The sequence below is a fragment of the Streptomyces sp. NBC_00178 genome, from assembly GCF_036206005.1.
GTDB lineage: Bacteria > Actinomycetota > Actinomycetes > Streptomycetales > Streptomycetaceae > Streptomyces.
Window position 1 is genome coordinate 40,548 of the sequence record NZ_CP108144.1, and the last position, 21,817, is coordinate 62,364.

The window sequence follows — 21,817 nt, forward strand, 5'->3', positions numbered from 1 at the left end:
CTGGGGAGAACGCCGCTCCGCTTCCCTCCACCACGCGGCGCAAGGACGGCTGCCGCGCGCCGGGCGCGGAGAAAAAGTGGCCGACTGATACCAAGTCCGCGCGATACCCGGGTGTTCCGTGCATGACCGGCATTCCGACGAAGTGGACCAGCTCGCGATCTGAGCCCCTAACGCCAGCTCGGGCCTCTCCGTCCGGGATGCAGCTGTTCGGCCCGGAGAACCCCACACAGGGCTTTCGCTGTCCCTGAGCCGTGCGGCTGCCGGTTCAGCGCGATGGACTTGCGGGGCTAACCCCCTGGGGCCCGATGGTGCTGCCCAACGCGAGATTCCACGGTGGTCCACCCCGGACACCCGTCTCGCCAACGAACGGGGATGGAAAGCGCTGCTGGCTTCCATCCCGTACCGAACTGCTCCCGAGGGGAACTCTGATGACCATTACTCCGCCGAACCCGCAGCCGCCCGCCAGCCTGCCCGTCCCGATGCCCGAGCCTGCAGAAGGCCGGCAGCCGTGGGTGGTGCCGGTGGTGGTGATCGCTTTGACAGTCGTGCTGATGGCCTGCACGTTCGGGGCGTTCCTTGTTCATGCCTATCCCGTGCTCAAGGAGCCGATCGGGACGGCACTGGGCATCGCGACGTTCGCTGGCCTGGTGGTGAGCACCACTGTGATCCTCATCCGGCGGCGCTGAATCGCAGCGCCTGAATCTGCTGCGGTCACCCGGCGATGACGAACGGTACGCCGGCGGCGTACCGCCGGACTACTCCGGGTGGGTAGGCCCGTCGTTGTGATGCAGTGTGGTCCGGTTCACCGCTCGCGGGCGCAGAGGGCCGGAACATCCGCAGATGGTGGTGCGTTCATCTGTGTGTGGGTACGGAGGGGACAGTGTCCCCGGGCCTCACCTATAGCCCATGGGGAAGATCGTCCGGCTGAAGCCCCATGGAGCCCTCCGCCGAGAGGCGACCACCCTCCGCCCCCACACCCCCTTTCGGCCCCGGCTGGCCTCCCCCGACCAGCCGGGGCCTTCTTCCTGTGCTGCGCCTGCCGTCCGGTGGCCCCCCTGACTGCTTTACCTCTCCCGTCGTGACCAGAAGTGATCTTTCGGTGACGTGTTGTCAGTGGTGGCTGCTTGGATGGTCCGGTGCTGCGCAAGGGGGCGCGGTGGGGGAGGGGGTTGGGTGTGCCGTGGGTGCGGGAGTACGTGCGCAGGGACGGGACGAGGGTGCGGGGCTATTCCCGGTGGGCTGCGGGTGGGCGCCGGGAGTTGCCGATCGTCGTCATCGTGGGGCTGGCGGTGGTCGTGCTCGGTAACCCGTCGAACTCGGCCGGCGATCCGGGCAGGAAGCCCGACCCGTCGACGTCGGTGTATCCGGTCAAGTTCCCCGGAGTACAGAAGTCGACGGCCAGGCCGCGGCCGCAGCCGACGGTGTCGTATCCGATCAGGTTTCCGAAGGTGCGCAAGGCTCCGGCCCGGCCAGGGCCGCGGTCGACGGTGCGGTATCCGATTCCGTGGGACCGGGGCAGCCGGTGAGTACCTGGCGCCGCCCCGGCGCGCGCCGTCCTGCCCGGCGGCAGCCTTCTGGCCGGTCCTCGGCGGCCCGGTCGCGGAAGCGAAGGCAGGCGTACACCGGCACCGAGACGCTGGTGGGTGTCGTCATCCTGGTGGGGCTGGTGTCGGCGCTGCTGGACTGGCTCGCCGCGCATCCCTGGGTGGTGCCGCTCACGCTGCTGTTCGCGGCGGTCGGCGCCTTCTTCTGGTTCCGTCCCCGTGTGCTGGAGGCACGGCAGCAGCAGGTACGGACGCGGGCGTTGCGGTATCCGATGGAGCATCTGGACCGTCTGGAGCACCGGCAGTTCGAGTACGCGGTCCGTGACCTGATGCTCCGCGATGGGTGTACGGACGCGGTCCAGGTCGGCGGGGCCGGGGACAACGGTGCGGACGTGAAGGCCACCGATCCGTTCGGGCGGCGCTGGGTCATCCAGTGCAAACACCGCCGGGCCGGTCTCGCCGGGGCGGGGGTCGGGACCCAGGACCTGCAGGTCCTCAACGGCACCGGCCGCCCCGTACACAAGGGGGATGTGGTCGTGCTGGTCACCAACGGCCGCTTCACCAAACCCGCCGCGGACTTCGCGAGGTCTCAGCGCCTGCACCTGGTCGACCGGCACACCCTGGCCACCTGGGCGGGCGGATCACGACCCTTGTGGGAGCTCCTGCGGCAGGTACCGCCTCCCCGCCGGCCGACACCACTCTCCTGAAAGGGGCGCGAGAGGGGTGCACGGTGCTCCGCTAGTCGACTCGCGGAGCAGGCGGAACGAGCGGCACCTACAAAGTGTTGAACAGCAGTTCCCCGCGTCTTCGTGCGTGCGCGGCAGGCGAATCCATTCCGGCCATTGAGCGCCCTACTGCCGCCAGCAAGGAGAAAACAGCCCGCCCCGCAGCCCGGTTCGCGCTAGACCGGAGGCTCGGTACGACGACCCGTGCCCGCGACTGGGGGACTGACTCGATGCTGACGATCAACGTGGCGGTCCTGCTCGCCTTCATCGTGGTGATGCGGCTGCGCCGGCGTACCGAGGCGCGGAGCCGGATGGACGAGAAGTTCACCGTCGTCATCGTCCTGGCCCTCGGAATTCTGCTCGCTCCCACCGAACTGGGGCGGGGAATCCTGAACGTCCTGACGCAACTGGTTCAGGGCATCTCCAGCTCGGGATGATGGCTCTGGCCAGACATGCAGAAGGGGGCGGGCCGGGTTGAGCTAGGCGCGCGGTCCGCTCAAGTGGCCGCGGAAAACCGTGTTGCCGTCCTGCGTCCCTGTCACCAGAACCGAGATCTCGCCGCAGTCGGCGGGGGGGAGCACCTCTGCCTCTATCCAGCAGGGCCGGTCGAATTCGGTGTATCGCTCGAAGGTGGTCGTGACCGTGGTGGCCTCGAGGGCGGCTGGGTACAGCGATGCGTGGGCTGCTTGGTAGGCGGCTTCCATGAGGACGAGTCCGGGGACGTGGTCAACGGGGTGGTCGAACATAAGGACGTTGTCCACGTCGTTGCGCAACTGCCAGTGCCGTGGCCCGCTTCCGGGGGCCAGTACCACGTCAGCGCGTGTGGTGCGGCCGACCGTGCGGGGGGCGACGGGATCGGGCAGTGGCCATGTGGCCCACTCGGCTGTGAGGTGATCGCCGCGCAGCCGGCTGTATGCGACCGGGGATATCCAGGCGAACTGGCAGTCTGCCCTGGCCACGATGGCGTCGTCGCGCAGTATGCGGATGTCCAGGCCCAGCGAGCTTCCTGCCCTGCCACGTCTCCTCTGCTTCGTGAGCGAGACCCGCACGCTGAGCGGGTGGGACTCCGTCGACGGGGAGAAGCGGAGACCGGGGGTGACGGTGAAGTCGAAGGAGTTGAGGAGCGTCTGGTGTGAGAGCGGAACACCGTACTCTGCGTGCGCTATGGCGAGACCGCTCTGCCGGATGGTCTGCACGAGTACCCGGGGGTCGTACGCCAGTCCTTCCGGGGGAGCCGGCCAGCGGGCGGTGAGCGAGAACTCGCCATCTTCCAGGCGCTCCCATCCGGTGATCAGAACCGCGTCGGGGCGCCGGAGGTGAACGTACTCGTTGGGTACGCTGCCTGCGCCTACGGCCTCGACGTGCGGAGCCTGCGGGATCACGGGTACTTCGGGCACGGTCCCCCCGGACATGACTCAAAATCAGTAGTAGCGCGCTGATACGGTACCCGTTCACCAGTCTTTTTAGAATGTCCGTCAGGCGAGGTCAAGGTGAGCACGAGTTGGTAAAGCAGCAACGGGCGATCCGCACTCGCCGGGTATTCCTGGAAGCGGCTGCCGAGGTCTTCGACGAGCACGGCTACGACGCCGCCACGATTTCCGCGATCCTCGAGCGGGCCGGCCTCACGCGCGGTGCCCTCTACTTCCACTTCACTTCGAAGGAAGAACTGGCACGGGGAGTCCTTGAGGAGGCGGTGACCTCGGACGGGGTCGTCCCCCAGGCCTTCAAGCTCCAGGAATGGGTGGACACGGCTCTTCTCCTGGCCTACCGCCTCCCAAGAGAACCCCTGCTCAGCGCCTCCATACGGCTCTCCGTCGACATGCGGGCGCGCGCCATGTTCGGCACCCGTTGGCCGGACTGGATCGCGTACGGTGCTGATCTCCTCACGGAGGGGAAGGCGCGAGGCGAGCTGCTTCCGGACGTGGACCCGGTCGCCGCATCACGTCTGCTGGTCGGGGCCTGGACGGGAGTCCAGGTAGTGCGGGAGTCGACGGCAGAGCCTCTGGACCTCGTTCGCGAGATTTCATCGCTCTTTGAGATGGTCCTCCCCAACATCGCAGTGCCCGGCGTGCTCTCCCGCCTGGACACCTCTCCACACCGCGCTGAACGCCTCCTCGAACAGAACAGGGCGGCAGCTGCCGCCACACCCTGACGCGCTCTAGCCAAGCAGTGCTTCCTGGCACCGGCCTCACCGGGCGGAAGCGAGGCGTTGCCCGTAGCCGGGCTCCGCCCGCGGATGGAGCCCGTGCAAATGTGGCCCAGCTGCCCAGGGTTACGTCGCTCAGGTTTGAGGCGGCCTGTGGCTGCTACGACGTTCCAGATAGGCACGCTCCACCCGGCATCCGGACATGATGATGGACGAGAAGCCGTCGCGTGTTGACGCGGGGGCTGTTTGCCCACGGTTGTGAGCCGATGTGAGCTGGCTGGCATTGGCCGACTGGCCCGGCGACGCTCTCTCCTGGTGCTCGTCGTCGGTCCGCATCGTCCGGCCAGCTCTCGTTCACCCGGGGCATCTGGACGCGCAGCGCCGCGCTGCGGACAGGCCGTCTGCGGCCTGTGGAACGGGAGTTTGAGGGTCAGCACTTCAGCGGGATGCCAGGCAAAAGCAACCGGTGCTCGGCAGTGCCACTGAGGGCAGTCAAAGAGATGCTCAATGGTGTAGCAGCTTCACGCCGGCGTAGCTCACGGACCATGATCCTTGCCGCGGTTGCGGCTGCGTCCGGGCCGGGTTCGAAGGACGCAATCCAGGCCCGGAACTGCTTGATCCTCTGCTGCCAGCCGCGGGCCACCATGTCGTCCGGATCGGGCTGGTCGATTTCCGTCCGATCGTCGTGAAGAAAGAGAGCGAGCCCGTCGTCCGCGCTCTGCAGCAGGCCCAGGACCCGGTCCTCACTCGCGTGCTTCGTTAGGTCGAATGCGACCTCGTCGCACCAGCCGGCTTCGTAGAGGAGGGGGGCCTGGTCGGCCCAGAGCTCCAACAGGCTCTGCAGCGCTTGTTCGAGCTGGTCCCAGTCGCGCGTGCGTGCAACACCGGGCTGTTTGCGCTCAGGGCCCCGCTGGATCTGCCAGAGGTAGGGCAGCTGGAGGTAGCTGGGCGCCTGGCCAGCGCTCGTGCCCACCCCGTTTTGGAAGGCCGTGGCTTCGGCGGCGTCGAGGGATGCAGACGGTTGGAGTGACATCGTCACCCCCTGCTCTTGAGCCACCGTGAGCGTGGTTCGCCTGTGGCGCCAGCGCACAAGGACTCCTGCGGCTCCTCCGGCATACAGGTCGGGTGCCCCAACTCGTGACTCGACTTCGTTCGCTATCTCGATGAATCGGGTGCGAGCGGGGGATATGAGCAGGTGCCTGAACGACCTGTGGTCCGGCTCCTCACCTGACAGCAGGGCGTCTGTTCCAGAAGCCAGAAGGTCTGAGTTGACCGCTTCGGCTGCTTCTGCGTTCGAGATCACTGGTTCTCACTTCTGGGGCGAGGTCGGAGGAGGAAGGCGCGCATGTGGTGGGGGACGCGACCTGTGGGCGGGTCCACTGCGGGTCTGGTGGACGGACGAGGCCGGTTGCTCGCAGCAGTGGAAGACGAGCGGAGACCTGAGGCCCACGCCTGTCTGTTGTGCCGCGGGTCCGCAGGAGGAGCCCGGTGGTCGTCGGTGGGTCCGCTATGGCCAGTCCTCCCACCCGGTGATGACACTTCTCGACCCTACTCTAAACAGGGTGCTCGGACTGTTTAACCTAGCAGGCTGTGTGGATTTCGTGTGGAGAGCTGAAGCACCCGCGCCGCGGGACTTCCTGGGATGCTCGGTTACCTGTGTGAGCTCTCAGCCGGCGGGCGGTTCTTCCCAGGGGATGCGGTTCCATCGGTCCGCGTCGTAGTCCAAGCCCTTTTTCAGTGCGCTCATTGTCGCCATGCCGGGGAGCAGGGCCTTCCACATATTCTCGATTCGTTCGTTCAAGTCGCTGCGAAGGGGCCCCGTGATCTGTAGTGAGGTCAGCTGTGCCCCTACGAAACTGGACTGAATGAGCTCTGCGGCGGAGCGTGGTGTCCAGTCGGCGGACAGGTGGCCCAGCTCGTCCACCTGCGTCATGAGATAGGTCGCCAGTTCGATCCACTGTCGCGTAGGGCCGTATACATCCAGGTCGGACGGCACGCCTCCATCGATGGACAGTCGGACCCCTGCCCTGGCTTCGGGGTGGCTCTGCAGGAGCCGGGCGTAGATGAACGAGGTGTCGATCGACTCCTGCCACTTGGATTCCTGGGGGCGGATCCTGCTCATCGGCACCTGGACGGCCAGCAGGGCTTCCGCGATCTGTTCCTTTGTATTGAAGTGGTGGTAAAGGGCTCCTTTGGTGAGCTGTGCGCGCTCCAGAATCATGCTGATCGATGCGGCGGCATATCCCTTTTCATCAAAAATCTCCGCAGCGGCGTGAATGATCCGACTTCGCGTCTCTACTGATCGCTTCTGCAGTGCCCGCGGCGCTGGTTCTTTGTGGTCTTTATCGGTCATGTTGCCGCGTTCACTCTCTAATAGTGCAAATGGAACATAAGAAACGAAAGAGCACTGCCGTGCTCGTCGATATTGCTAAACCGACCGAGCGCCCCGTAATGTGCGCGCTGGTCGCAACGGCCTGCGCCCACCTCATGGAGCCGTGCCTGCCGACGGCTCTGTTCGTATTGAGTGTTTCGAGAAGGATGGGATGTATGTGGGCGGCAGGATTAGTCCCTTCGTCTCAGTTCTCCTCACGCGTCGTGCAAGGCGCGATGGAAGTGGCAACCCAGCCCCTCCTACATGTCAATGCGGAGGAGCCGAGCCTCGGCGCCCCTCGGTAGTCCGATCGAAGAGGAGCGTCACGGGCATCCCTGTGTATCGCATGGCACCCCAGCGTGCCATCGCGGCCGCCTTGACCGACACGTCTGCTCTTCGTGCGCTGGAGGGCTCCGCTGGTCGTCGCGGTGCACTTGCACCGCGAACGCACCTCGTGCGTTCAGAAGTGCTGAACGCAATACGAAGTAGATTCCGATACCAATTCCCTGGGGGGAAAATGAAAACTGCAAGTACACAGGCGCTGCGCACGTCGGTCCGTCGGGCAGCCGTGGTCCTGTTCAGCGCGATCACGGTGGTAGGTATCTTCAGCGCGCCTGCTCAGGCAGCCAGCTGGAGCAGCTACCTGTCCGGTGTTGCGGCGGGCTACGAGTCACGTAATTGGTACGAGCCGAGCTCGTCTACGGGCACCAAGATCACGTTCACCGGATGCTCGGGTGCCAACACCGTTGTGAACGTCACGCTGTACAAGGTGGTGAACAACCTGCCGGACACTGACTACACCCGGGCAGCGTTCACGCAGTGCTTCGGCGGCAGCTCGGCGACTTCGACGGGAAACTGGTCCGACCATGGAGCCGGGGACTACTACTTCGTCGTCAATGATGGCGGCGGCGGAAACGTGTCGGTTCGCTCGCTGACTGTCACCTACTGATCACACTGTTCCCCGTCCCGCTCCGCGCATGGGGAGCGGGACGGGGAACATGTTCTGTCTATGAGGTTGTCTTCATGCCGTTGCACTACCAGTCCTGCACGTTCCGCTACAGCCGCAGGACGCGCCCTGTCATCGACAGACTCGATCTGAGTTTCTCGCCGGGCAACACCGTGCTCCTGGGCCCGAACGGGGCCGGCAAGAGCACGATGCTCGCGCTCGGTGCGAGTGCGAGCGCCCCGCAGGAGGGCATGGTCCGCTTCGGTGAGCTGCGGTCCACGAACAGCAAGACTCTGCACGACTACCGGCGTAAGGTCTCCTGGCTGCCCCAGCGGGCTGCGTTCCTTCCGGGGATGACTTGCCAGGAACACGTCGCCTACGTCGGCTGGCTCAAGGGGATGCGTGAGCGCGAAGCATGGCGTGCCGCCCCGGCCATGATCGAGCGTGTCGGACTGACTGCGAAGATCAAGGACAAAGTCGGCACCCTGTCCGGTGGGCAGCAGCAACGGCTGGCCATCGCCCAGGCCTTGGTCCACGACGCGGAACTCCTTCTGCTGGATGAGCCCACGGTCGGCCTGGACCCCAATCAGCGCCGCAGGTTCCATGACCTGCTCGCTGAGCTCCGCGGAAGCGTGCACGTGATCGTCTCCACCCACGACATAGCCGATCTGGACCAGGCCTTCGATGAGGTCGTCGTGCTGGAGAACGGCCGTCCGAAATTTCAGGGCGGAGTAGCTGAATTCGAGAGTTACGCCGACTCCGAAAGTGTTCCAGGGCGGCGCCTGGAGAGCGCGTACTCGGCTCTGCTGGGATCGGTGGAACTGTGATCTCACTCGGGAACCTGCGCGCATCCTCGACTCCGTGGCTGCTGCTGCCGGCGCTCCTCTACATGGCCAGTTTCGTCGGGGGCGACAACTTCTGGGGTGTCCCCGACTACGGCCCCTCTTCGGGCGAACTCGCCTCGTGGGGCATCACGGTGATCGCTCCGGCGGTCGCTGGAGCCGCCGCCTGGGAAGCCGGCCGCCAACGAAGTATGGGAGACATACGGAAAGTCAGCTCACGAAGCACGGTCAGGCAATGGTTTTGGGCGGCCCGGCCTGTCTTCGTCCTCCATCTCCTCCTCGTCGCGGGCGCCCTCGTCATGGCCAGGATTACGGTCGGCGTATGGCCGAGCGGCGCCGGCCTGCTCGCAGTCGGGCATCTGGTGATCCTCCCGTGCGGCTGGATGGTCATCGGCTGGGTGCTGGGACTGCTGTGTCCCCGCGCCGTAGCCGCACTGGTCGCGGCGGTCGGCGGCTGGGCATGGCTGGCCATGCCGCGTTCCTTGAGCGCTCCGGCATGGCGTCACCTGACTGGTTTCGCCACCGAAGGATCCACCCTCACCGACACCCTGGACCCGCTCGTCTACCTCGTTCCATGGCTGGTCACGGCCGGCCTCACCGTGGCTGTTGTCCTGCTGACGGGTGTCCGACGCAGGCCGTGGCTGATCGCGGTAAGCGTGGCAGTGCTCGTAGCCACGCTCGCCGCGGGCCGCACTTTTGTGTCGGACTGGGGATACAGCCCGCTGACCGAAGCGCGTGTCGGTCACACCGTTTGTGTGGGCACGTCGCCCGCGCTTTGCCTGCCGGAGGAATACGAGAAGAGGGCCGCCGGTCTGCGCAATGACTCCTTGCCCGCGCTGGAGGCACTGCGGGCCGCCGGAGTCCCCTCCCCGCAGACGTTGCAAATGAGCTCTGACGATGTCGGCCCGAAGCCGGGCACGTGGCCGTTGTACTGGTCGCCGGAGAACTCGACCGAGCAATTCCAGATCGACCTCGCACGGTCGGCTGTCACCGGTGTTGCCGCACTTCATGGTGTGCGGGACTGCCGACAGCCGTATCTTGCCGAAACTTGGGCGCTGTTGGTTGTAGGAGTGGAGGAGAAGGACGTGCGGGCGAGTGTCCCTCCCCAGGACTGGACACAGGTGCAGCGGATAAGGGAACTGCCATCCACGCAGCAGGCCGACTGGTTCACCAAGGCCGCCGTTGACCAGACGCACTGCGTGGTGGGCCAAACGTGAAGCTCTACTTCTCCGTTGTACGACGCTGGTGGTCCGTGCCCGCAGCACTCGTACTGCTCACCCTGGTCTGCTGGGTACTCGGTGGGACAGAAGTACCCGTCCCCGGTTTCCTGGGCGGAATGGTCAGCATGCGCCTCCAGTACTTCACACCCATCCTGGTCATCGGAGCCATCCTCTACTGCCTTGACCGGCGCCTCAACGCCCCGGAGATCACGGCAGTTGTACGTGTAGGGCGCTGGGATCTCACGGTCATTACGACCGCTGTGGTGCTGGCTCACCTGCTCGGCCTCATCGTGGGCATGGACATTCCACGCAACCTGATGGTGCTCATCGCTGTGGCTCTGACCGTCCGCAGGCTGAGCAACGAGGCAGCAGCCGGCGCCGTCTGTCTACTTCTTCTACTGGCCAGCGCCAGCCTCGGCCGGGCCTATCAACCATCCGGCCAACCTACTGGCCAGTGGTGGGCTCTGACCCTCTACCCGGCCGACAGCCCAAGCGCGTGGGCTGTAGCCGCGGTTTTGTTCGGTCTGAGCCTACTGGCATCAGGAAAGCGCCTCTCACCTGCGCGATCATTCAACTGACCTCTACGCGGTGAGTGCGAGGGACGCATACGATGCGGCCCACCCTGGCAGGCCCCCCGCCGGGGGCCTGACTTTGTTTCGGCAGTGTTCAATCGCATGCCCTTACGGACACCGTCGCGACGTGGCAGCCATGGCCCTTGGACGCTCTTTCCACCTCGGCCATCGAACTCCTCGACGGCCTGGTGGAGGTGCCTGAAGCGTCATGGAGTTCCTCTCGGTGGCGACTGTCGGACACCGTTGCCGTCCTGGACTACGACAGCTGGGACCACAAGAATCCGCGCCGCCGGACGCTCGTCTGGTCTCGCGAAGGATTCGGTCACCGTCTGGTGGGGCACCGCGGCGGAGAAAACGGGCCGCCTGGCACGAGGTAAAGACATGGCTGGCGGCTCAGACCCAGGCAACCGTGCTGCCGGCGGACGGACTGTGGCCTGACCGGCAGTAACCGCCGACGAGGTCGGGTTCAGGCGACATTCGCTCTGGCCAAGACCTTCCGGAGGCACTGGTCAGCAGTGTGAGTGTTCCGCCAGACGATGTAGCGACGGAGAATGCCGCCCCCCACCGACAACAAGCGCCTCGCTGCCATCGTGAGTAAGGCGAACGTCGCCTGACCACCCGCGTGGACGCCTCACCACAGATGAAGGAAGCTCCGGACATCGTCATATCCATCGAGAGCCCGACCGTCCACGTCCGAGGGGTCCACTTCAGCACGGGCCGCAAGCGACTCCGCCAGCACAAGAGCCCCGTCGCCCAGACGCCCGAAACGCCGAGCAGCGTGCCTCAAGCGCAGGCCCGCCAGCCCGAGCAGAGGGCTTCCTGGAACAGCCCGCATCCCGACCTCCGCACACCAGTGCTCGACGAACACCTGATCGTCGTCGTTCAACGCGGTCCCGACCAGGACGCTTGCTGCCTCGGCCTCCGCCGAGCGGTCACACAGGGCCCGCCGTTCCAACACCTCCGCCACCGCCTCGTGAGGCAGCGCGGAAGGGTTCTCGAAGATCAGATGCGAGTGCATCCCGCGAGACTACGCGCCCCGGGCGAGCCACGCTCGACCTGCCTGAACAGGGCGAACGTTGCCTGATGCGGCACTAGATCAGACTGCACGACGGCGAGCGCCCAGCAGCGGCGAGTCCCCGGGGGCTGATGGTCGTTGGAGCGGATATGGCAGCGAAGATGCGGCGTGGGCCCGACGATTTCTCTGATGATGTTCTGGCCAGTTGCCCGGGCATGTCCGATCGGGATCAGCAGCTGTTGCGGGCTGCTGTCCGTGAAGGCCTTGAGGGGTATCCGGCGGTGGAGTGGACGGTGCGGTTCGCCGACGTGATCATCGACAACCGCGCAGAGTCCTTCGCGAAGCCCTTCTTCGACCGGTCGGTGGCCCGCGGGGTGAGGGAACTGCTCGAGTAGCGCCCTCGCCCGCCTCGGCAGGGTCAGCGGGGCGGGCGGATGACGCCGCGCCTCTTCATGTCGTTCCCCTGCGCGAGAACGGTGTCGTGTGTTCGAGAAGTGATGGTGGGCGTCTGTTACCCGGCGGCCGTGGACCGGGAGGATGACGCGCTGGCGGGTGGGCCGGTTGTGCGCCGGGGTGGGTAAGCGGTTGTTGTCGATCATCTGGGCTTGGGTGCACCGGGCAATCAATGTTGGGTTCATGCCCGCTGGCGTTGTTTGGTTGATGCAGGCGACTGTTACTGAAATGTCCGCACTCGGTTACTGGCCTCAGGTCAGCGTCCCGCCACCCCGGTGAAGCCCGCACAGTGTGTGTTCTCGGCCCACGACGGGCCGGGTACCCGTACCGCCCCGGGCCCCTTGAACTGGGTCGTGGGCATTGTGATTGAGGGGACGTCACCTATGTCTGCTTCTTCGACCGCCCGCCGCACAGCCGCGACCGTCCTTGCGGCTGGTGCGATCGTCTCGGCGATCGCCCTGCCGGCCTCCGCGCACGACAGCGACCGCCACCGCCCCGCCCCGCGTGTGGTGATCAGCGACGTGCAGGCCGACAGCCCGGGCCGTGACGACCGCAGCAACCGGTCCCTGAACGCCGAATGGGTTCAGATCACCAACCAGACCCGCCGCGCCGTCAACCTCGATGGCTGGACCCTGCGCGACGCGGACGGACACCGCTACCAGTTCGACAACGTCCGCCTCGCCGGCCGCGCCACCGTCCGGATCCACACCGGCATCGGCCGCGACACCCGCACCGACCTCTTCCAGGACCGCCGCGCCTACGTCTGGGACAACAACGGAGACACCGCCACCCTGCGCGACGCCCGCGGCCGCACCGTCGACACCGACTCCTGGGGCCGCAACCACCACCGCCGCTAACCCCACCCGCGGGAACGCGGATCCTGCCCCCCTGACCGCCGTGCCCCAGGTGGGGTGAGGGCAGGGAGCATCCCTTTGTGGCTGCCTTGCCCTCCACCCTCCGTGATGCCCGCACCCGAACGGTGCGGGCATCACGACGTTCCAGCTCTTGTGGCCGGCGGCGGGATTGGCGGGCCCTGTGTGGTCGGGTGTTGCGTACGTGGAAGGGAAGGCGACTGCTCCGGGCTCACACTGTGGAGCGGGTCTGCGGAGGTCAGTGCTGCTGGTGGCCGTGGCATGATCCGGGCCCATGGAGCAGCTTTTGTACGCGGCGGCGTGGCTGGCTCGGTGGTCCGACGACGTCACGGACGCGCTGAGCTCCGTGGTCTCGACGTTCGAGGAGCGGTACGGCTATGAGCCGGGCGCGAACGAAGTCCGGGCCGCCGGCCGGAAGGATCCCGCTACCCGTGACGCTGGCCGGGAGCTCCAGGGATTCGAGGATCTGCTGGCGTTCTACGAGGTGATCGAGGAGGTCGTCCTGCCGGACGTGGGCAACGGGTTCTTCCTCCACTCGGCGGAGGATGTCCTGCGCCGGCTCGCGGAGGAAGGCCCGGTCTACGTTGCGGGAGCGGGCGACGCTCACGGGATCGTGATCGCTTCGAATGGAGGCGGCATCCTCTACGTCGCCGACCGGGGTGGCGCGATCCACCGGTCACGGATCGCGTCTCTTGACGATGCGGACCTCGACAAGGTCGCCGACAGCCTGCCGCAGTTCCTCGACCACGTCCGCCGTAGTGTCATCCGCTTCGTCGAAACAGACGAGCCCGGCGACCTGTAGCGTTCCCAGGCCGTCGGCAGTCGGCCGTCGTCACAGGGGTCCTGGCTTCAGACTCTGCGCGCGGACCACAGACTCGATGTGGGGATGACCGGCACACATGACCACCTGTCATGAACCGTGTGGCGCTGCCACCATGAGCGGGTACCACCCCTCACCCCACCAGGGAGTCTGCTCGTGAACCGTCGCCGCGTCCTGCCGGTCGCCACCGTCCTGCTCGCCGTGTCGCTGGCCGGGTGCAACCCGCAGGCCGCGGACACCGGGGACGCGAAACCCTCTGCGGTGACTGGCTCGCCGGCACCGTCCGGCGCGGCAGGCGGTCCCGCGGAAGGGGCCCTCTCGCTCAGGGACGCGATCGGGAAGATTTCGGCCGGGGTGGAGAAGCGGGAGGGCTACGAGCGTGACAGCTTCAAGCACTGGGTCGACGAGGACGATGACGGCTGCCCCACCCGCGCCGAGGTCCTGATCGAGGAGGCGACCAAGAAGCCGGAGCAGGGGGAGCGGTGCGCGCTCACGGGCGGGGTGTGGATGTCGTACTACGACGAGGTTGAGGTCACCGACGCCCGGAAGCTGGACATCGACCACATGGTTCCGCTCGCCGAGGCCTGGGACAGCGGCGCCTACGACTGGACCGCTCAGCGCCGTCAGGCTTATGCCAATGACCTCGGTGCCGATCGGTCGCTGGTCGCGGTCACTGCGAGGACCAACCGGTCCAAGGCCGACAAGGACCCCGCCACCTGGCTCCCGCCGGCCGAGACGGCCCACTGCACCTACGGCGCCGACTGGACCGCGACCAAACTTCGCTGGGGCCTGACCGCGGACGACACGGAACGTGCCGCACTGCTCAAGCTCGCCGGGGCCTGCCCTGACACCACCGTGCAGTTCGAACCCGCCCAGTAGAGCCACCTCGTCCCACCGCCCTGCTTCACTCCGACGATCACAGCCGGCCTGGCGCGGGCCTACGTGGTGGCAGGCATTGGATGCCATCCGGCCGGATCTCGCGACCGGAGACCTGGGGCCATCCGGCATGACGTGGATCGTCCTGTCCCCTGGGCAAGCCGGCCTGCGCGTAGGGCTTGCCCAGGTTGAGCCGTGCTTGCCCAGGCCGCCGTGTGGCGGGCCATCGGTCACGGTGACGACCGGTGCGTGCAACTGTCGTCGGTCACCATGACCGGTCTGTGCAACTGTGGCCGACGGTGGCTGGTGAGCGGGGGCGGGTGCTGTGGCTTCCGTGGGCACGAGCCGCAGCTCTGGCGGAAGCCACAGCTGGCTGGACGCCCACCCGTCGGCCGGACTGCACGGAGCGCACGCAACCTCTGCCACCCTCACGCTCACGCGCTGCCGCACGGTGCTGCCACGCGGGGGAGGGCCGTGCGCGTCCTCACCCTGGCCCTCCCGCAACGACGACTGCGCACCTGCGCGAGGCAGGCGCTGCGTGGCCGTGGTGAGTTGGCAAGCCCTCGCGCACCGTCACCGTTTTCCCTACACCTGTCCCTATCGTTGTCCCTACACTCTCCCCTACAGTGATCATCGTCGCCCGGCTTGGTCTTTGCGCAGGTGGAGGGCCCTTTCGAGGCTTGCCCACCGCCTCGAGAACCCTTAAACCGCTAGAGAATGACGCGGTGAAGGGTTCTGACGGGGGTCGCGGCGGCGCGGGCCGCGGGGCTGCCGCCCCGGCCCGGCAACGCATGTGGCACCAGGGGGTGCCGGGTGGAGAGGACGAGGCGGAGCAAGGCGTGGGGAAGAGTGCGTGGCCGTACCGGTCGACGGCGAAGGCGCGGGGCCTGGTGCTGCTCGCGTTGGGCATCGTGAAGGTGGCGACGGCTGAGCAGTTGCGGCAGTTGGTGTTGCCGGGCACGGCGGATGTGCAGACGGTCCGCAACGCGTGCAAGGACCTGCGCTGGGTCGGCCTGGTCGAGTCGGTGGGCCGCACGTCGCACCTGTCGGCGGCGGGGCGGCCGGTGTGGCGGGACCTGTGGAACCTGACCACAGCGGGCCTCGCGTCGGCCGCGTCGGAGGTGGGGCGTCCGGTGAAGGAGATGGGCGGCACGGCCCGGGCCGCGGCGAAGGCCGGCGCCCCGCACGCCCTCGCCGTCACGGACACGATCGACGCGTTCCGCCAGTCCCCGCCCCTGCCCACGAAACCCGTCGCCCGCCGCACAGCCACCACCACCGTCCCGGAGCAGGTACGCCCGCTGGCGACACGTCCGCCGGGCCTGGGGCATCTGCGCGGGTGGGAGACCGAGGTGGCGTTGCCGGTGTCGGGCACGTTCACCACCCCGGCCCGGGGCAGCCTGCGCGCCGACGCGGTGCTGAGTGCCCCGGAGGATGGGGTGCCGGTGATGTTCGTGGAGGTCGACAACCACACTGAACCCGCGGCTGTCGTCGCGAGGAAGGTCGAGAACTACCGCCGGTTCTTCGAGCGCACCGTGAAGGACCACCAGGGTGTGGACGTGCCGTTCTGGTCGACCCGGTGGGACGACTCCCCGCGCGACGGCTACCCGCCCCTGGCCTTCGTCTTCGCGAAGAACGTCAGCCCCGACACGGCCATGACCCGCATGCAAGCCATCCACGACCTGTCCACCCCCTGCTGGCAAGGCCACTGGCGCAGCGGCAGCAGCTACGACCGGGCCTCCAGGGACGGCTACCGGGACTACGCCCGCACGATCCCCGTGCTGGCCACCACCTTGACCCGCCTCCAGCAGCACGGACCGCATGGCCGGGTCTGGTGGCGGTTCGGGCACCCCGCCCTGGACGCCCTCGGACACCCCGTTTTCGAGAGCCTTGAGCAGGCGCTCGACAACCCCGAGGACCACCGCGCCTACGGCGTCCGAGAGGAGCAGCGCCGCATCGAGCACCAGGCCCAGGTGGAGCGCGAGCGCCTGGAGGAGGAAGAGGCGAAGCGTCGGCGGGAGGCGGCGGCGTGGCCCTGCCCGACCTGCGGCCGCAAAGTCCGGCCCGACGACGGCTGGGATCCCCGGCCCACGGGCGGGGACTGCAGCGTCTGCACCAGCATCAAAAGGCGTGAGCAGGAGGACGCCGCGGCCCGCGCCGCTGAGGAGGCAGAGGAGCGGGAGGAAGCCAGGAGGAACGGTCTCTTCGGCTTCCTTCGCTGACCACAGCGGCATGAGTATGAGATAACGGCCGGCTAAGGGCAGTCCGCGCTGCGGAACAACCTCCAACCTGGTTGTGAAAACCCCCGTCGGGCAGCACCGCGTACCGAGATGATGAGCCAATGACGTCGTTACGCGAACCCACCATGCAGTTGATACGCGCTGCCCTGGGGTCTCTGGTCACACCAGTGGGAAAGCGCGCTGACGATCCGGTGTGTCGCGTGGTGATCACGGCGATAGACGCTGACATGGAAGCCGGTGGCCTCGACAACGTCCACAACCTCACGGGCGGCGCAGGCACGGCAGCGGCCGGCCTCACCTTCTGGCTCGCACAAGAGCGCAACATGGAACCAGCAGCCCTGCTGGCCCAGCTCGCGGCACCGTTCCCGCAGAACGCTCGGGAGCGAGACGTGGTGAGAATGCTGGAGACGCTGCTGACCGGTCCGCCCGGGATGACCGAGACAGCCGACTTCGCAGCGAACCTGTTCCACGAGGACGAAGAGCGGTTCTACGACCTCATCGTCGACCTCGGCCGCTACGCAGCGTCGTGCATCGGCATGCTGGAAACCTCTGGCATCAGCAGCGAGGCAGAGACGCTGGAAGCACTGGATGACATGCTGCAGCAGTTCTTCGCACCCGAACCCCCGCCGCCCGCCACCCCACGCAAGGAGCGGGGCCCAAGAACCTAAGCCTCACCCACCAATATGACGTCGAGCGTCAGGCCCCGGGGACTCGCACCCCAGTGCTGCGCCTGCTACCTCTACCTCTCGGCGACCAGCCAGCATGACCGACACTCCTTGGCGACCAACGCGGAGGAGGACTACCGCGCATCGAACGCAACCCATGTGTTCGTCGACAGCTCGGACTTCCTGGACACCGGTCGCCGCTCCTCGGTCCAGGTCTCGCCCGCGACTTCGGAAGCGACGCGACGCCAGAAGCGTGCCGCGCCCTCGTTCTCCTCCTGAAAAGCGATCTCCCATCGGCCGGGGTGCGCGGCGAGAACGGACTGCACCGCTCGTAACCCGAGGCCCGACCGGCGTGCCCCTCGCACCACGAAGAAGCTGTTCAGCACGCGCGTATCGCTGTCCAGCGCGCGTACGAACGCGAAGCCGACCGGCCGGTCACCAGACCATATGAGATAGGACAACCAGGTGGGATCGCCGATCGCCGACTCCAGCCACTCCCGCCGGTATGTTCCGTCCGGGTTCGGCAGGACACCCCAGAACTCCGACAGGTCGTGCAGGAAGAGCGGCCAGAGTCGTTCCAGGACGTCGCGGTCGTCGGCGCCCGCTCTGCGGACAACAAGGTCTGCCATCTGATCCTCCTCAAGAACGCGAAAAGCCTTCCGGCAGACCGGAAGGCTTCGAACTATCGCGCGGACTTTATCGTGTCTAGGACCTGGACACACCGTTCGCAGATCCAGGCCGCGCGGACGGTGTCTGCGTCGGCGCCGTCACGCTGAGCTGATGCAGCCGACGCACGGAGGTCCACCTTCCCTCAACAAACTAAGGGCTTGCAGAGCATTAACGTGCGTTCGAACACCCAGCCTGAGCAGGTCTGTCAAGAGCTACGGCACGCAACTTATTTTTCTGCACGCCCTAAGCTTGTCGTTTAACCTTCGGCCTCGACCAGGCCGCGTGGTTGGGCGCCTGGGCAGAGGTAGAAGAGTTCGGGATCGCCTTCGTCCAGGCCGTAGAGCAGGCCGACCGGGCTCCAGCCGACGCGCTGCAGTAGCAGTTGCATGGGGTGGTTGGAGACGTTGGTCGAGGTGAACAGCTTCGGGCTGGTGCACGCGGCCTCGGTGGCCTTGAGGAGACGTGCGCCCACACCTTGTCGGCGGGCGGTGGGCGCGATCATCACCATGGTGATGAAGCCCTGCTCGAAGAAGGTGTATTCCAGCACGCTGTAGCCCAAAGGCCCGGATGCGTCCTCGGCCAGGAGAACCAAGCCTTGTTCGCACCAGCGTCGGATACTCGCGCGCCGCGCATCGTCGCCCGATGCCGCGATGGAGTCGATGCTGGCCACTCCGGGCCAGTCCGAGGCATTCGCGTGGCGTATCACCTCCGTGCCGAGCTCCGTCTCCGCCGCCTCGACCTGCGCCCCCGCCTGCTGCACCTGGGGATCGGCCAGCAGAGCCGAGATGACGTGCTCCGCCTCCGCGAAGGCCCTCTCCCGGCCGTGCCGCCGTACGGCCTCCTGCACGCGCCGCTCTTTCCCGCGGTCGCCGGTCATCACGCCGCCGCCCCTTCCGTCGTCGCCCACTCCAGCCCGAGGCCGGCGAGCGCGGCGAGCTTGTCGGCGGTCAGCTTGGCCCTACGGCTCTTGCTGTTGGACAGAAATACCCCAAGCCGGACTTCTGCCCCGTCGTCCAGCCGTTCTACGTGCCCCCTTGGAACCGTCACAGAGCCCGTGCGGGCCTTGTACTGCGCCAGGGCCGCAACACCCTTCTCGAAGGCACTCAGCGGCTTCGCGGGCGCGGTCGCCCCTTCCGTGGGCGGGAGCTCCGGGAGCACGGTCACAGGAAGCGGGGTGACGCCGATGGCCTCCAGGCGCTCCCGCTGCCCCTCGACCAGGTCCGCCCACACCCCGGGCTGCCGCTGCCGGGCCAGCCACCGCCCCACGTCCATCCCGTGCACGGTGAAGCCGGGCAAGACCTCCCCCGGGCCTTCCTCGTCACGCACCAGCTCCCGCAGTGCGGCGTAGTGCCTCTGCCACTCCGCCGGCCATGCGGGGTTCCAGTGCTCGTCCACGGCCTCCAGCGCCGTCTTCCACTCGGGGTGACCCTCCAGTGCACCCGCGCGGCGGAGGTTGGACAGCCACTGCCCCACCGGCCGGTCCAGCATCGTCGCGGACCGGGGCGCGCAGAGGGTCCAGTGCTGGTCGTAGTATGCCTTGGCGGCCTGAAGGTTCTCCTGGAACCGCTCATCGGCCGGGTTCCAGACCATGCCCAGCTTCTCCAGCCGCTGCGCCCGTTGGCCGGTCATCTGCCCCGCTCCGTACGCCCGTCGCTGCTCCGCGACCCACTGCCCCAGCGGGTACGCGCCCTCCTTGTGCCCGTACGGAACTCGGGCGTGATGCTCACGATCCGCGAACTTCTTGAGCGACGCCCAGCCACGCCCCCAGTCCTGGCGTTCGGTGTCGATCACGTTGAAGGACACCCAGTCCGCGACCATCACCGGATCACGCGGAGCCGCAAAACGAAGTAGCAGACGGGATTCGTCCTCGCCTTCCTCGGGTGGCGGACCGATGTACTCCGAGGGCTGCGCAACGTCCTTCTGAGGCTCCTGCGGAATCGCGAGCAATTCGATTGCCTCTTCGTCGTGAGCGCGCAGACCCTCCAATACCTTCACCAAGGGCTTATACGATCCGGAGGTGAACATGTCTTCCGGCTTCTCTCCGGGCTGGAGAAATACCGGCACGATCAAAGAGGCCACCTTGCCCTGTCCGGGCTTTTGACGGAGCGCCCGGCCGATCGCCTGGACGATGTCGTGCGGCGCCCCCTTGGGGTCCAGGAGGGCCACCGAGTCCACCGCCCGGATGTCGACGCCCTCGCCCAGGACCCGGCAGTTCGACAGCACCGCCCGCTGCGCGGTGGACCCGAAGCCCCCCAGGACCCCCCGCCGGCTCTCGGGCGCGTGCTCACCACACAGCCAGTCCGCCCAGATCGCCGCCGGGTACTTCTCGGGCTGGTCAGCGTGCAGCTTCGCCGCCACGCGCTCCAGGCCCTCCGCGTACGCCTGCGCCTCTATCGTCCGGTGGTGGAAGGTGATGCACGTCGACAACCCGTGCTGCGCCATCGTGTGCAGCAACGCCGCCTGGAGCGCCCCCAGGCGCTCCCCACGGACCTTCTCGCTGTGCCGCTCCTCACCCATAAGCCGCTCCGGCGTGACCACCGGGTCCTGGAGCTCCAGGACGATGATCTGGTAGCGGGCCAGCAAGCCCCGAGACACCGCCGACGCCAACGAGAGCTTGTAGAAGACCGGCCCGAAGACTCGCTCGTCATCCATGGAGGCCGCCATCTCGCGCGGCAGCGGGTCACGCACTCCCTCCGCGACCTCGCGGTTCAGCCGCTCCTCCCAGATCCGCGGCGTCGCCGTCAGGTACAGCCGACGGTGCGAGGGGATGACACCCTGGTTGTGGACGTCCGCCCACGCCTTACCCATCGAGCCACTGGTCCTGTGGGCCTCATCGACCACCGTCAGGTCCATCGGGGCCAGCTGCTGCCCGTAGGCACCCTCGAACGCCTCCGCCAGGACACCCAGCGAGGCGTACGTCCCGAAGACGGTCACCGGCCCCGAGCCGTGCCACAGAGCCAACTGCACGGGATTCGTCGTGGAGCGCACCTTGAGGTTCCACAGCTCCGGGTCGTCGGTGAGGCTGCACACCGCAACCGCCGGCCCCGCATGCCCAGCCTCGCGCCACGCCTGCACGGTCTGCGTCAGCAGGTCCAGCGTCGGCACCAGAACGAGAACGCGACCCTTGGGCACAATGCGCTTCGCCGATGTCGCCGCAATGATGGTCTTTCCCGTGCCACACGCGGCGTGCACCTGACCGCGAAGGCCATTAACGGGGATACCGCCCGGCGGGATATCGAAGCCCCGCACAATGGCGGCAACGGCTTCGATCTGGTGGTCACGCAACTTCACGGCCATTTCCCGTGCTCTCCTTTTCGCAGAATGTCGCGCGTAATCAGAATGGAAGGTCACCGGTGCGATGGTGTGGCATGGGTTGTAGTGCCTGGACCCAAACACTACACAGGCAGAGACCATGATGCATCACTCGCATGCCAACTTTCACCCTCAGAGTGATGCATGGCCGAATCTTACTTCGAAGTGGCCGGTTGCCCCGTATGTTGACGGGGTGTTGGCGAGCCTGGCCGGGGGTTTCGGGGCTGGGGGAGTGGTCAGGGTGGAGCGCAGCGGAACCCGTCACTATGGTGAGGCCGGCGCCCGACGAGCCGTCACATCCGTTGTGGGATCGTGGACAGTAACCCCAGACCCTACACAGGCCCGGGCGTGATGCACCCGCCCCTCGCAGCCAGCCCAGGAGGACCCGCTTGCGGGGACTCCCGCAATTCGCGCTTGCGCGAATTGCATTCCGTTCAGAATTCCGTTTACGGAATTATATTCCGGCGCTTGCGCCGGAATTCGAATTGCGCTTGCGCAATTCGCGCTCTATGCAGCGGCTTGCCGCTGCATA

Annotated in this window: 21 protein-coding genes; 14 read left to right on the top strand and 7 right to left on the bottom strand. The window is 66.9% G+C overall.

Translation table 11 applies throughout. The features are described from left to right. Positions 1 to 428 precede the first annotated feature (428 nt). From OHT61_RS32340 to OHT61_RS32350, 3 genes are all read left to right on the top strand, one after another. On the top strand, positions 429 to 686 hold the full coding sequence (locus OHT61_RS32340; protein WP_329043522.1) for a hypothetical protein: 258 nt from the start codon (positions 429 to 431) through the stop codon (positions 684 to 686). Positions 687 to 1,522: 836 nt separating this feature from the next. Further along, positions 1,523 to 2,251, top strand: coding sequence for a restriction endonuclease (locus OHT61_RS32345; protein ID WP_443049648.1), 729 nt, complete (start codon positions 1,523 to 1,525; stop codon positions 2,249 to 2,251). 248 nt (positions 2,252 to 2,499) lie between these two features. Continuing rightward, complete coding sequence (locus OHT61_RS32350) at positions 2,500 to 2,706, top strand: hypothetical protein (RefSeq protein WP_329043525.1); 207 nt, start codon at positions 2,500 to 2,502, stop codon at positions 2,704 to 2,706. A gap of 42 nt (positions 2,707 to 2,748) precedes the next feature. On the opposite strand, the gene OHT61_RS32355 is transcribed toward OHT61_RS32350, so the two are convergent. Next, positions 2,749 to 3,666, bottom strand: coding sequence for a ScbA/BarX family gamma-butyrolactone biosynthesis protein (locus OHT61_RS32355; protein WP_329043526.1), 918 nt, complete (start codon positions 3,664 to 3,666; stop codon positions 2,749 to 2,751). A gap of 104 nt (positions 3,667 to 3,770) precedes the next feature. Here OHT61_RS32355 and OHT61_RS32360 point away from each other — a divergent pair, with 104 nt between their 5' ends. Beyond that, on the top strand, positions 3,771 to 4,421 hold the full coding sequence (locus OHT61_RS32360; RefSeq protein ID WP_329043528.1) for a ScbR family autoregulator-binding transcription factor: 651 nt from the start codon (positions 3,771 to 3,773) through the stop codon (positions 4,419 to 4,421). A 424-nt stretch (positions 4,422 to 4,845) separates the two neighbouring features. Here the strand turns inward: OHT61_RS32360 and OHT61_RS32365 are convergent, their stop codons facing one another. Beyond that, positions 4,846 to 5,454 carry a hypothetical protein gene (locus tag OHT61_RS32365; RefSeq protein ID WP_329043529.1) on the bottom strand — a complete coding sequence of 203 codons (609 nt, stop codon included), beginning with the start codon at positions 5,452 to 5,454 and terminating at the stop codon, positions 4,846 to 4,848. 627 nt (positions 5,455 to 6,081) lie between these two features. Beyond that, the gene (locus OHT61_RS32370; RefSeq protein ID WP_329043531.1) at positions 6,082 to 6,768 is read right to left on the bottom strand and encodes a ScbR family autoregulator-binding transcription factor; all 687 of its coding nucleotides are present in this window, start codon (positions 6,766 to 6,768) and stop codon (positions 6,082 to 6,084) included. Between the two features lie 535 nt (positions 6,769 to 7,303). Between OHT61_RS32370 and OHT61_RS32375 the strand changes: the two genes are divergently transcribed. From OHT61_RS32375 to OHT61_RS32390, 4 genes are all read left to right on the top strand, one after another. Beyond that, positions 7,304 to 7,735: a hypothetical protein gene (locus OHT61_RS32375; RefSeq protein WP_329043533.1), complete on the top strand. Its 432-nt coding sequence runs from the start codon at positions 7,304 to 7,306 to the stop codon at positions 7,733 to 7,735. 74 nt (positions 7,736 to 7,809) lie between these two features. Continuing rightward, positions 7,810 to 8,559, top strand: a complete 750-nt coding sequence (locus OHT61_RS32380) for an ABC transporter ATP-binding protein (protein ID WP_329043534.1) — start codon at positions 7,810 to 7,812, stop codon at positions 8,557 to 8,559. Beyond that, positions 8,556 to 9,791 (top strand): DUF7224 domain-containing protein, encoded by a 1,236-nt coding sequence (locus OHT61_RS32385; protein ID WP_329043536.1) that lies wholly within the window; start codon positions 8,556 to 8,558, stop codon positions 9,789 to 9,791. The genes OHT61_RS32380 and OHT61_RS32385 overlap by 4 nt, the downstream gene beginning before the upstream one ends. Then, positions 9,788 to 10,372, top strand: a complete 585-nt coding sequence (locus OHT61_RS32390) for a hypothetical protein (protein ID WP_329043538.1) — start codon at positions 9,788 to 9,790, stop codon at positions 10,370 to 10,372. Before OHT61_RS32385 ends, OHT61_RS32390 begins: the two co-directional genes overlap by 4 nt. A 625-nt stretch (positions 10,373 to 10,997) precedes the next feature. On the opposite strand, the gene OHT61_RS32395 is transcribed toward OHT61_RS32390, so the two are convergent. Beyond that, positions 10,998 to 11,384, bottom strand: a complete 387-nt coding sequence (locus OHT61_RS32395; protein ID WP_329043539.1) for a hypothetical protein — start codon at positions 11,382 to 11,384, stop codon at positions 10,998 to 11,000. 146 nt (positions 11,385 to 11,530) lie between these two features. Between OHT61_RS32395 and OHT61_RS32400 the strand changes: the two genes are divergently transcribed. The 6 genes from OHT61_RS32400 (at position 11,531) to OHT61_RS32425 (ending at position 17,307) form a co-directional block, all read left to right on the top strand. Beyond that, positions 11,531 to 11,776 (top strand): hypothetical protein, encoded by a 246-nt coding sequence (locus OHT61_RS32400; protein ID WP_329043540.1) that lies wholly within the window; start codon positions 11,531 to 11,533, stop codon positions 11,774 to 11,776. Between the two features lie 441 nt (positions 11,777 to 12,217). Further along, complete coding sequence (locus OHT61_RS32405; protein ID WP_329043541.1) at positions 12,218 to 12,691, top strand: lamin tail domain-containing protein; 474 nt, start codon at positions 12,218 to 12,220, stop codon at positions 12,689 to 12,691. Between the two features lie 289 nt (positions 12,692 to 12,980). Next, positions 12,981 to 13,508: a hypothetical protein gene (locus tag OHT61_RS32410; RefSeq protein ID WP_329043543.1), complete on the top strand. Its 528-nt coding sequence runs from the start codon at positions 12,981 to 12,983 to the stop codon at positions 13,506 to 13,508. Between the two features lie 174 nt (positions 13,509 to 13,682). Continuing rightward, positions 13,683 to 14,405: an HNH endonuclease family protein gene (locus OHT61_RS32415; protein WP_329043544.1), complete on the top strand. Its 723-nt coding sequence runs from the start codon at positions 13,683 to 13,685 to the stop codon at positions 14,403 to 14,405. 836 nt (positions 14,406 to 15,241) lie between these two features. Then, the gene (locus tag OHT61_RS32420; protein ID WP_329043545.1) at positions 15,242 to 16,621 is read left to right on the top strand and encodes a replication-relaxation family protein; all 1,380 of its coding nucleotides are present in this window, start codon (positions 15,242 to 15,244) and stop codon (positions 16,619 to 16,621) included. A 218-nt stretch (positions 16,622 to 16,839) separates the two neighbouring features. After that, a complete protein-coding gene (locus OHT61_RS32425) occupies positions 16,840 to 17,307 on the top strand; it encodes a hypothetical protein (RefSeq protein WP_329043546.1) in 468 nt (155 codons plus the stop codon). A gap of 131 nt (positions 17,308 to 17,438) precedes the next feature. Here OHT61_RS32425 and OHT61_RS32430 read toward each other — a convergent pair whose 3' ends face one another. From OHT61_RS32430 to OHT61_RS32440, 3 genes are all read right to left on the bottom strand, one after another. Beyond that, positions 17,439 to 17,933, bottom strand: a complete 495-nt coding sequence (locus OHT61_RS32430; RefSeq protein ID WP_329043547.1) for a GNAT family N-acetyltransferase — start codon at positions 17,931 to 17,933, stop codon at positions 17,439 to 17,441. 296 nt (positions 17,934 to 18,229) lie between these two features. After that, positions 18,230 to 18,850, bottom strand: a complete 621-nt coding sequence (locus tag OHT61_RS32435; RefSeq protein ID WP_329043551.1) for a GNAT family N-acetyltransferase — start codon at positions 18,848 to 18,850, stop codon at positions 18,230 to 18,232. Then, entirely contained in the window at positions 18,850 to 21,270 is a 2,421-nt protein-coding gene (locus OHT61_RS32440) for a DEAD/DEAH box helicase (RefSeq protein WP_329043548.1), read from the bottom strand. Before OHT61_RS32440 ends, OHT61_RS32435 begins: the two co-directional genes overlap by 1 nt. Positions 21,271 to 21,817 lie beyond the last annotated feature (547 nt).

Coding starts and splice junctions, on each gene's coding strand:
- OHT61_RS32370 (WP_329043531.1), bottom strand. CDS start 6,768: ATGACCGATAAAGACCACAAAGAACCAGCGCCGCGGGCACTGCAGAAG.
- OHT61_RS32375 (WP_329043533.1), top strand. CDS start 7,304: ATGAAAACTGCAAGTACACAGGCGCTGCGCACGTCGGTCCGTCGGGCA.
- OHT61_RS32440 (WP_329043548.1), bottom strand. CDS start 21,270: ATGGCCGTGAAGTTGCGTGACCACCAGATCGAAGCCGTTGCCGCCATT.
- OHT61_RS32430 (WP_329043547.1), bottom strand. CDS start 17,933: ATGGCAGACCTTGTTGTCCGCAGAGCGGGCGCCGACGACCGCGACGTC.
- OHT61_RS32410 (WP_329043543.1), top strand. CDS start 12,981: ATGGAGCAGCTTTTGTACGCGGCGGCGTGGCTGGCTCGGTGGTCCGAC.
- OHT61_RS32350 (WP_329043525.1), top strand. CDS start 2,500: ATGCTGACGATCAACGTGGCGGTCCTGCTCGCCTTCATCGTGGTGATG.
- OHT61_RS32400 (WP_329043540.1), top strand. CDS start 11,531: ATGGCAGCGAAGATGCGGCGTGGGCCCGACGATTTCTCTGATGATGTT.
- OHT61_RS32380 (WP_329043534.1), top strand. CDS start 7,810: ATGCCGTTGCACTACCAGTCCTGCACGTTCCGCTACAGCCGCAGGACG.
- OHT61_RS32405 (WP_329043541.1), top strand. CDS start 12,218: ATGTCTGCTTCTTCGACCGCCCGCCGCACAGCCGCGACCGTCCTTGCG.
- OHT61_RS32340 (WP_329043522.1), top strand. CDS start 429: ATGACCATTACTCCGCCGAACCCGCAGCCGCCCGCCAGCCTGCCCGTC.
- OHT61_RS32395 (WP_329043539.1), bottom strand. CDS start 11,384: ATGCACTCGCATCTGATCTTCGAGAACCCTTCCGCGCTGCCTCACGAG.
- OHT61_RS32435 (WP_329043551.1), bottom strand. CDS start 18,850: ATGACCGGCGACCGCGGGAAAGAGCGGCGCGTGCAGGAGGCCGTACGG.